The 10,277-nt window shown below is 70.1% G+C and carries 8 protein-coding genes and 1 tRNA gene; 4 read left to right on the plus strand and 5 right to left on the minus strand.

The genetic code is table 11. The features are described 5' to 3' along the window. The 4 genes from HY703_12800 to HY703_12815 all read left to right on the plus strand — a co-directional run. Positions 1–603: isoamylase early set domain-containing protein (locus tag HY703_12800; protein ID MBI4546071.1), on the plus strand; the 603-nt coding region annotated here is incomplete at its 5' end. Positions 604–644: 41 nt separating this feature from the next. Beyond that, entirely contained in the window at positions 645–1,784 is a 1,140-nt protein-coding gene (locus tag HY703_12805; GenBank protein ID MBI4546072.1) for a hypothetical protein, read from the plus strand. A 56-nt stretch (positions 1,785–1,840) separates the two neighbouring features. Next, positions 1,841–2,623 (plus strand): hypothetical protein, encoded by a 783-nt coding sequence (locus HY703_12810; protein ID MBI4546073.1) that lies wholly within the window; start codon positions 1,841–1,843, stop codon positions 2,621–2,623. A gap of 227 nt (positions 2,624–2,850) precedes the next feature. Further along, positions 2,851–3,471, plus strand: coding sequence for a hypothetical protein (locus tag HY703_12815; GenBank protein MBI4546074.1), 621 nt, complete (start codon positions 2,851–2,853; stop codon positions 3,469–3,471). Between the two features lie 6 nt (positions 3,472–3,477). Here the strand turns inward: HY703_12815 and HY703_12820 are convergent, their stop codons facing one another. The 5 genes from HY703_12820 to HY703_12840 all read right to left on the minus strand — a co-directional run bounded on the left by HY703_12820 (position 3,478) and on the right by HY703_12840 (position 10,269). Next, positions 3,478–5,577: an aconitate hydratase gene (locus HY703_12820; GenBank protein ID MBI4546075.1), complete on the minus strand. Its 2,100-nt coding sequence runs from the start codon at positions 5,575–5,577 to the stop codon at positions 3,478–3,480. Positions 5,578–5,584: 7 nt separating this feature from the next. Then, positions 5,585–6,802, minus strand: coding sequence for an ornithine--oxo-acid transaminase (gene rocD / locus HY703_12825; GenBank protein ID MBI4546076.1), 1,218 nt, complete (start codon positions 6,800–6,802; stop codon positions 5,585–5,587). A gap of 198 nt (positions 6,803–7,000) precedes the next feature. Next, positions 7,001–9,262, minus strand: a complete 2,262-nt coding sequence (locus tag HY703_12830) for a hypothetical protein (protein ID MBI4546077.1) — start codon at positions 9,260–9,262, stop codon at positions 7,001–7,003. A gap of 142 nt (positions 9,263–9,404) precedes the next feature. Then, positions 9,405–9,488 (minus strand) — tRNA-Leu (locus tag HY703_12835). Between the two features lie 58 nt (positions 9,489–9,546). After that, positions 9,547–10,269 carry a hypothetical protein gene (locus HY703_12840; GenBank protein ID MBI4546078.1) on the minus strand — a complete coding sequence of 241 codons (723 nt, stop codon included), beginning with the start codon at positions 10,267–10,269 and terminating at the stop codon, positions 9,547–9,549. Positions 10,270–10,277: the final 8 nt, after the last annotated feature.

Genomic DNA, 10,277 nt, shown 5'->3' on the forward strand with positions numbered 1-10,277 from the left:
GAGCTGAGCCAGGAAACCGGGGAATGGGAGGCTCTGCTCGCCTCGGCCGCCGAGCTGAGGGCAGAGCGGGCGCCGGCGTGGTTGGCAGCGCGTGTCATGAGCGCGCTCTCCGCTCCGCCTGCGCCTACCTTCTGGCGCGCGGCCTGGGAGTGGCTGCTCCACCCCCAACCCGTGCGCCTGCGGCCGATCGGAGTCATGCTGGCTGGCGCGGCCGCGCTCCTGCTCTTCTGGATCTGGCCGGGTGCGAGGCCGCCGCTACCGGGGACGGGTGCCGCTGGGCCAGGCGCGGCCGCCCAGTTTACGGGTGGGGCGGTTCCGGTGGTATACGTGCAGTTCGTGTTTGCTGCCGAGAGTGCGACCTCGGTGGCGGTGGCAGGCGATTTCAATGGCTGGCAGTCCGCCGGCTACCCGTTGAGCGACGCGGATGGCGACGGGGTCTGGACGGGTCTGTTCGCGCTGCAGCCCGGGCTTCACAAATACATGTTCCTGGTAGATGGCGCACGCTGGCTGACGGACCCTCGAGCGGAGCGCTACGTGGATGATGGCTTTGGCATGCGCAACGCGCTCATTGCCGTGGCGCCGCCGACCGGGAGGGCCTCCTGAGGCGACACCGCGCGCTCCTTGCGTTGGGTCTGGCAGGGGGCGTGCTGGCGCAAGGTCCGCGCGCGGCGTTCGCGCAGCAGGTCAGCCTCTGGCTGGACGCCGGCGCTTCGCACGCCCGGCCGCCCGCCGATGCAGCCGACGGCCGGGCCGGCACCCACGGGCTGCTGGGCGCGCGAGTGCGCGTAGATGGCCGTGCTTCCCTGGAGTTCTCGGCGCAGGGCGGGCGCAGCACCGATGCGGAGAGCGGCAGTTGGTTGAGCGGGATGATCGGCGGTGAGCTGGGTGGCCGCGCCGGAGGGCTCACGCTGGCCGCGGGCGCAAACGCCTTCGGCCTGAATTACGTGGAGCCCTTCGAATACCAGGCGTACGGGTTGGAATTGCGCCCCCGCCTGGGCGCAACCTTAGGCTCTGCGACGCTCAGCATCCAGGGTAACCTGACGCGCGGGGGGTGGGAAAGCGCGACGGCTGGCGAGCGGGCCGGGCTGCTGGGGCCACTCGAAAGCGGCGAGCGCCGTGATGGCCGGTTGCAGGTGACGGGTGGGGCGATCGAGCTCCTGGCCCCGCTCGATCGAGGCGTCTGGCTGCGCCTGGCGGGCGAGCGCTACCGTGCGGTCAACGGCCCGGCCGATGGTGACTACCGCGGCGGATCGGCGGGCCTGACCTTCACGGCCGGCCGTTTCGAGGGCGGTGCGGGCATCCGGCTGTGGCGAACGCCGGCCGGCAGTGAGGGCGGCTATCATGCAGGCCTGGGCGTGTCCCTGAGACCCGACCTCTACGCCTACCTGAATGTCGGCAAGACCGTGACCGATCCGCTCTACGGGACCCGGGGCAGCGCCACGGCCAGCTTTGGCTTGAGCTGGCGCGTGGGGCGCAGCGCGACCCGATCGGCGCCCAGCGTAGTCGAGGTGGGAGCGAAGGCCGGCAAAGGGCGGCGGGTGGTGTTCCGACTTCGCCAGCATGCGGAGCAGGTCGGGCTGGCCGGTGATTTCAGCGATTGGCAGCCCCGGCCCATGCGCCGGCAGGGGAACGAGTGGGTCCTCGAGCTGGTGCTCGCGCCGGGAGTCTACCACTTCTCGTTCGTGCTGGACGGGCAGCGCTGGATGGTTCCTGATGATGCGCCGGGCATGGTCGAGGACGGCTGGGGCCAGCGCAACGCCACGGTCGTGGTCGAGGACACGTAATGTCCCGGGTCAACTCTCTTGCCGGGCGCCCCGGAGCGCTCGTAATGGAAGCAGCCATGAAGCGTATAGCATTCAGCTTGCTGACCCTGCTGGCCGCCGCGCTGGCGCCGATCGCCGCGGGCGGAGTGATGCGGGTGGCCGCGGCGCAGGAGCCGGCAGGCCTTGCCCAGGCCCGAGCCTCGCTTCCGCCCGAAGCCGCGCGGGAGCTCGAGCGCACGGTGTCCGCCGCGCGAGCGCGCGGGTTGCCCACCGAGCCCCTGGTGAGCAAAGCGCTGGAGGGTGCGGCCAAGGGCGTACCCGCCGAGCGCATCCTCGCGGTCGTGCGGCTTCGGGCCGAACAGTTGGGCCGCGCCCAGGCCTTGCTCCAGGGGAGGGCCGCGAGCCCCGCCGACGTAACCGCGGTGGCCGATGCCCTGCAGCGCGGCGTGCCCGAGTCCACCGTGAAGGCGCTGGTCAGCGGCGCGCGCCCCGATGAGCCCGTGGCCCTCGCCGCCCACACCCTGGCCGACCTGCTCGAGGCCGGCGTGCCCGTGCAGGCCGCCCTCGAAGTGCTGACTGCCTGGCGCAGCAGGGGCGCGAATCCAGCCGAGCTCCACGAGCTGCCCGCCGCGGTGGCGCGGCTGGTCCGACAGGGCACGCTTCCCGCCCAGGCGGCCGCCGCCGTTGCCGCCGCCGTTCGCGCCGGGCGCTCCCCCGCGTCCGCTCTCCCGCCCGTGCCACTCGGAGGCACACGCGGCGAGCTGCGCGGCGGCGGCCGCCAGGGACCACCCCTCGCGCCCGGTCTCCTGCCGCCGGCCGAGCGCGGGCGCAACAAGGGTAAGAAACCGCCACCCACATAGAACCACGGGCATTTTTCTCGACCCGCGGAGGCGGCCTGGTCCGCGGCCGAGCCGGAGCAGGCCGCCACGGCCAAGGGTTGATGCCCCGCAGCAGAACCGGCTAACTTCGCCCCTGAAGCCGCCGGCTCGAGGCCGGCCGGTGGGCGGCTGTCATCCGGGGACCGCCGCACCCCGGCCAGCGCAGCCCAGCCGGCCGCGCTGCCTCAAGGATACCCAGAGAGACCCCGATGCCTGTACGTGCCCTCACGCCACCGGGCTTCGCGCTGCTGCTGACGATCCTGCTGCCGCTGGCGGCGCCGGCGCAGCAGGGCGAGGCATACCAGTCATTGACCATGGCATTCGGGTGGGGAGCCATCGCTCCCGTCGAGGACACGCCCTTCCAGGGGGATGCCCTGGACGCGGACCCAGGACTGCAACTGGCCGTGGGGCTCGAGGTCCGCCGCACCCCGTGGCTGCTGGCCTACGCGCGGGGGGATGCCGACGCCGCCGAGATCCGCCAGCACCTGGGGCTCACTGGCGGGCTGCGGCTGCTCTTGCGGAGCAGCGGGCGGATCCGGCCGTATGCCGGCGCCGGGGCCGGCCTGCTGTGGCTAGAGCCGAAGGTGAACGTGGCCGCGCAGGTGCAGCGTCAGTTCGCGTTGCGCGGGGAAGGATACGTCGGCGCCGATTGGGCCGTGCGGCCGGGGCTCCGCTGGTTCGGCGAATACCGGCTGGCCGGCGCCCGCTACACCGCCGTGGGCCGTGTCGAGGGGTGCACGGCCGAGCAGAATTGCGCCACCGAATCGAAGTCGCGCCTGCTGCACCTGGGCCACACGGCCTGGGCAGGTGCCCGGATCAAGCTCTTTTGAGGAAAGCTAGCGCACTTCTTCTTCCTGAATCGGATTGGTCACGAGCGAGCCCTGATCCACCGCGCCGCTGGCACCCTCGGTCACGCCGATCGGAGTCAGCGCGCCGCCGCGCAGGGCGGCAATGAGCCCACCGGCCAGCAGTACTTCCCGCTCCTGCTCGGAGAAGTGGGCCAGCACGACGAATTCCACACCCGCGTCCCGCAGCCGAACCGGGATCTCCTCCTGCCCGTCCATCAGGGCCCGCCGGATATTACTGATCACCCAGGTGTCTCCCTGCCTGGCGCGATCCTTGTCCGCATCCTCGGCAAAGCTAAGCGGCGGGATGCCCTGGGCGATCAGGTTGCGCCGGTGGATGCGGGCAAAGGACTGTGCGATCACGGCTTGCACACCCAGGTACTTGGGCGCCAGTGCGGCGTGCTCGCGGCTCGATCCCTGGCCGTAGTTGTGACCCGCGACAATGAAGCCGCCGCCCCACTCCCGGGCGCGACCGGCGAAGTGCGAATCGAAGCGGCGCAGCGTGAAGCTGGCAATGGCGGCAACATTCGAGCGAAAGGCCATGACGATGGCGCCGTCCGGCGCCAGGTCACCCGTGCTGACGTCGTCGGGAAGTACGATCAGCACACGGCCGACGAGCTCTTCCGGCATCGGCTGCTGCGGCGGCGGCGTCTGGATATTCGGCCCCCGCACGATCTCGATCTTTCGCGCCTCTTCGACCGACGGAGGCGGCACGATATTGCCATCGTGAATGAAGGGCTGGGCTGGCAGCGGCGGCAGTTCGGGCTCCTCGCCCAGATCTCGAGGGTCGGTGATCACGCCCCTCAGCGCCGTGGCCGCTGCCGTCGCCGGACTGCACAGGTACACCTGATCGTTGTCCGTGCCGCTGCGCCCCGGGAAGTTGCGGTTGAAGGTGCGCAGCGAAACAGCGCCGGACGGGGGCGCCTGCCCCATGCCCACGCATGGGCCGCAGGCGGGCTCGAGCATGCGCGCCCCGGCAGCAATCAGGTGACGGTACGCGCTGGTGGCAGCAATGATGTCAAGGATCTGCCGCGAGCCGGGCGTGACCGTGAGCCACACCCCGGGGGGAACCATCTTCCCCTTGAGCACTTCCGCAACCAGGGCCAGATCCTGGTAGCCGGAATTCACCGAGCTGCCCACGCACACCTGGCGGACCTCGAGACCCGCGACCTCCCGCACCGGCACCACGTTGCCGGGACTCTGCGGCTTCGCGATCAGCGGCTCGAGCCGGTCGAGCTCGATGACCTCCTCTTCGTCGTAGCGGGCACCGCGATCCGCCGCCAGCTCGACCCACTGCTCCCCGCGACGCTGATACTCGAGCCAGGCGCGCGCCTGCGCGTCCGAGGGGAAAACGCCGGTCGTGGCGCCCGTCTCCACCGTCATGTTGCAGATCGTCGCACGCTGCGTCACGTTCAGGCCGGCCACTCCGGGACCGCAAAACTCGAACACGCAGCCGCGCCCACCGCGCACCCCTCGGCGACGCAGCAGCTCGAGAATGATATCCTTCGCCTGCACCCACGGCCGCAGCTCTCCCTCGAGTCTCACCCCCACGACCTTGGGCATGTGCAGCGCGAAGGGGTAGCCGGCCAGGGCAACGGCCACGTCGAGTCCCCCCGCACCAATGGCGATCATGCCCAAGGCACCGGAGGTCGTAGTGTGGCTGTCCGCGCCGATCAGGATCTCGCCCGGCCTGGCAAACCGCTCGACATGCAGGTAATGGCAGATGCCATTGCCCGGCCGGGAGTAGTAGATGCCGTAGCGGGCGCAGAAGGTCTCGAGAAAGAGGTGGTCGTCTGGATTCTTGAAATCAATGGCCAGGATGTTGTGGTCCACATACTGGACCGCAAGCGGCACGCGCACGCGGTCCACCCCTAACGCCTCGAGGTGTCCCAGCGTCCGCGCCGCTTCCTGCCCTTCTGCTGCCAGCGGACCGGCGGCCGCGCCCAGCTGCTCGAGCTGAAGGCACGCCATCGTGCCCGTCGCGTCCTGGAGCAGGGCCTGGTCCACCCGGACCTGGATCTCCTCGCCCCGCTCCATCCTGCCGCCGACCAGATGCTCCGAAATGATCCGGTGCGTCAGGGTCGTGGCCATAAGCCGTCTACCCCGGTTGTGGCACCGCTGCCTGCAGCACCTCGGCGATAGCGGGCAGCACCTCTGCCAGTTCCGACTGCTCGACCACCAGCGGCGGCGCGAAACGCACCACCTGGTCATGCGTTTCCTTGGCCAGGATGCCGCGCTCCATCAGCGCCTCGCAGAACGCGCGGGCCGGACCGGAGTCCTCGTGGATGACGACGCCGATCAGCAACCCGCGGCCCCGCACCTCCGCCACATGAGGCGAAGGTATGCGACGCAACTCTTCCATGAACCAGGCACCGAGCCGGGCGGCACGCTCCGCCAGCCGCTCCTCCACGATCACGCGCAGCGAAGCCCGTGCCACGGCCGCCGCTAGAGGGTTGCCGCCGAAGGTAGAGCCGTGCGTACCGGGCGTGAACACATCCATCACCTCGGCATCCGCCAGCAGGGCGGAAACAGGGTAGACGCCGCCACCCAGCGCCTTCCCCACGATCACGAGGTCGGGGCGGACACCCTCCCACTCGCAGGCGAAGAGCCGGCCCGTGCGGCCTAGCCCTGTCTGGATCTCGTCGGCCACCAGCAGCACGCCCCGCTCCCGGCAGAGCGCGGCCGCGCCCCGCAGAAAGCCCTCTGGCGGCAGGACCACGCCTGCCTCCCCCTGGATCGGCTCGACCAGGAACGCCACCGTGCGCTCCGTGATCGCGGCCTCGAGCGCGGCCACGTCACCATACGGAATCAGGCGGAAGCCCGGCGTGAACGGGCCAAAGCCCCGGCGGTACAGCTCCTCCGATGAGAAGCCCACGATCGTCGTCGTCCGCCCGTGGAAGTTCCCTTCACATACAATGATCTCCGCCTCACCCTCCGGGACTCCCTTCTCCTCGTACCCCCACTTCCGCGCCGCCTTGAGCGCCGTCTCCACCGCCTCGGCACCCGTGTTCATGGGCAGCGCCTTCTCGTAGCCCGCCAGCTCGCACAGCTCACGCAGGAAGGGCCCCAACTGGTCGTTGTGAAAGGCACGCGAGGTGAGCGTCAACCGCTCCGCCTGCTCCCGCAGCGCCGCCAGAATCCGGGGGTGCCGGTGCCCCTGGTTCAACGCCGAATAGGCGGACAGCATGTCCAGATAACGCTTCCCCTCCACATCCCAAACCCACGCGCCCGCCCCTCGCTCCAGCAGCACGGGCAAGGGGTGGTAATTGCTCGCGCCCCAGCGCTCCGCTTCCTCGATGGCTCTCCACGCAGACATTCCGCCTCCGAATCGCCTCCGGTGACCGCCGCCGGGACGGCGCGCCGTCGGTCTCCCCCCGGCTCCCGGCATCCGGGCCAGACCGTATAATTATTCAAGCTATCGACCCGCCGACGCTGGGGCAAGCGGAGGGCCGGCCATGCGGCTGTCCGGCGCAAGGCGTGCCGGCAGCAGCAGAGGCAAGCGTTGCGGGGCGGGCTACGCCCCGCCCGGTCCCGTGCCGTCGGCGCCGGGCGCGGGCGGCCGAGCGGGCCTGGGCTGCCGGGCGGGGCCACTCATCCCGGCCGCGGCGGGCGGCGCGTCTACGGGCGTGGTTTCCGCGGCGGGGGCAGCTTCGGCTTCGGGGACCTTCTGTTCGACCAGTCGCGGCATACTCCTGAGGCGGAAGTAGCCGACGGCGAGCTCGCCACGGCGTCCCCCCATGAACACTGCCGGTTCGACTTCCCAGCTATACAGCTTCCAGAACTCGTCGGACAGTCCGAGCCGTCGCCCGTTGGGCGACTCGAGGGTCCGCCGCAGCGCCTCGCGAAGCTCGAGGCAGCCGTTGCAGTCGAGCGGCGGATAGCGGGTCTGGGGCGCCATCACGGGGGCGGGGAAGATGTAGGCCGGGCGAAGCGCGGTAATGTACTCGGCGTTGTAGATGAGGTGGGCCGGCTGGCCCGAGGCGTTGAGCGAAGGCCGGGAACTGTCGCCATCCATGCCGTACATGTCCACGAATTGCAGCTCGGAGAAGTACGGGATCGCGCCGGCCGCATCAGAGGCAACAGCCACTCCGCGCGGCGCCACGCGGCGCAGGTACATCCCCAGATGGGCGAAGCGCGCCTGCTCTTCCAGCGGCCGGGTCCCCGTGTGCTTGTAGTTGTACAGGAGCACTGGGAGCACCAGCAGCGCGCCGAGCAGGGCCGAGCGCGGCCGCGAATCGATCTCGCTCATGATGGCGTCCAGGGCCTTGGCCGCGAGCGCCAGTGCGGGTGGCAGCAGTGGCAGCAGGAGCCCGGGCGGTAGGCCCCTGCCCTGATTGTACAGCAGGTAGAGCAGCCAGGGCACGACCACGGCCACGTACTTCCAGGTCTGGCCCTCGGAGACCGTGAGGGCGTAGCCGGCAATGGCGAGAGTGGCAAGGAAAGCGGTAGACGGGTCAGCCAGCAGGTCCATTGTGTACCAGAATGCGTTGCGCACGCTTTCCAGGCTGACGCTCGTGAAGGCGAGGCCCTGCAGCGCAAAGCTGCCGTAGGTCTTGTGGCGCCAGTATTCGAACGGGCCCACGACCAGCGCGAACGCGATCACCCAGAAGAAGATCGCCAACCAGTCGGCGCCCGTGTGCTGCTGCACCTTCCCGCCGGCCGCAGCTTTGTCGCCTTTCCTGGGCTTCTTTTTGCCCTCCCGCTTCTCGCCCTCCCACCTCTCTCCCTCCAGCTTCTCGGCCTCCCGCTCGGTTGCCGCCGGAGGGGTTGGAGGGGTTGGCCGCGGCGCTGCTGGCGGCGCCGGCGCTTCTGGCCCGGCCAGGGCGGAGGAGAAGGGATCCACATCGATGATGGGCCCGGCCGGAGGAGCGCCCAGCGCGGCGGCAAAGGGATCCACGCCCGGCGCCACCGGCGCTAGAGAACCCTCCGCCACGGCCATACCGGGGAAGAGCAGGGGGTCGGGCTCGTCGGTCGGCGGCGGGGGCGACTCGGTCGAGGCGGCCAGGCGCGGCGTGGGCAACGGTGCCGGGGCGCCGGGCACCGCGACCGCTTTCCGCCCCTGCTGCACCAGCTTCACGTCCACGCGGAGCGGGTCCCAGAAGTAGTAGATCGTCATGCCCGCGAACACCAGGGCCGCCTCCGGCCTCGCCATGTAGGCCAATCCGAAGAGGATCGCAACCAGCTTGCTGGGCGTCTCGACCATGAACTGCTTGTGGCGATCGATCAGGAAGGCCACGGACAGGATTGCCGTGAACATGACCACGTCGCCCCGCGCCTGGGCTACATGGTCCACGACCGTCTGGCTCACGGCAAAGAGCATGACCACGATGCCGACCACCAGGAACTGGTCGCGGTACTCGTGGTGCTGCACCATGTACACGGTAAACGCGAACATGAGGATGACGAAGGCGATGGTCAGGAAGTAGCTCGCGTAAAGCGGATCCATGTCCATGCGGTCGGCCAGGGAAAGCAGCCACAGCCACAACGGGCTGATGTAGCCCTCGAGTCGCTCGGTCGGTCCCAGTCCCTGCGTCAGGTTCTGTGCGTAGCGGATGGAGACGAACGCCTGCTCCGGCAGACTGAAGTGGCGGATGACCAGGGTTCCGAGCACGCCCAGAGCGGGGATCACGTAGACGTAAAGTTGGCGGACGCCCAGGCTCATGAGGAGCATCCACAGGAGCAGGCACCCGCCCGCGATCCCCGTGAGCAGCAGGGCCCGCTGGCTGAGGTTAGCCAGACTCAGGATCCAGTCGAGTACGGCAATTTCCTGGTACATGACGCGCGCCGGGAGCTGGGGGAACCGGGCTGACCACGACCGGGTCGTGGCGGCCGTGCGACCGCCTGGCGGCTGCAGCTTCAGGAGGAAGCTGCCGGCCCGCCCTCAGGCAGTGGTTTGTGGGTTTGACTGCGCGGCCGAATGCCCGGGGAGAGACTCGAACTCTCAAGCCCTTGCGGGCAACGGATTTTGAGTCCGTCGCGTTTGCCGATTTCGCCACCCGGGCGATCCAGGATTATGTATTATACCCCGAATCCGAAGCTTCCTCCAGGCCCTTCCACCAGTTATTCGAGGGCCTTGGGCGGACCGAGCACTTCGCGCAGGAGGATGGCGCGCCGCAGGTCGTCGCGGCCGCCGCTCCGGAGGATCCGGCGCCTGGCGCTGGGGCGTGGCCGTGGGGCAAGGGTGAGCGGCGCGGACTGATCGAGGCGGGAATGGAAGGCGGCGTGGCGCTGGGCCGGTGGCGCCAGTTCTTCCAGCGAGACGATCACTGGCTGGGCGGGCGCGGGGATTTCCTCGAGGGACTGCGCCTCCTCGCGGAGCACCTCTTCCGCAACCTCTTCCCCCGCGGGTACCTCCTCCGCGTCGATCCCCCACTCCTCCGCCTCGGCCTCCTCGGGGGACTCGGCGGACTCGAGCCGACCCGGGCCGGTGGGCGTGGGCGCGGGGGTCGGGCGACGTCGCTCCCCCGTGAGCAGCTCCCACAGCTCGTCGGGGATCATGTCAGCGGCGGCCGGCGGGGGCTGGCCGCCGCGCGCCGCCCTGCCGTAGGGGCGAGCGGTCTCGGGGCTGGGGCCGGGCGCGGCCGGGGCCGGCACCCAGCCAGGTGTCTCGGCGTCTGCCTCGTCTGCCTCCCACTCCGCCGGCCGTGGGCCGGGCGCCCGCTCGATCGTGCGCGGGCGCTGGGGCGGCTGCGCCCGAGACTTCTTCTTGCGCGCCCGGCTTTGCAGCAGCGGGCCGATCACGAAGATGAAGACGAAGATCAGGATCGCGAAGAGGTCGTCCAATTCTACGC

It is taken from the genome of Gemmatimonadota bacterium (assembly GCA_016209965.1).
GTDB lineage: Bacteria > Gemmatimonadota > Gemmatimonadetes > Longimicrobiales > RSA9 > JACQVE01.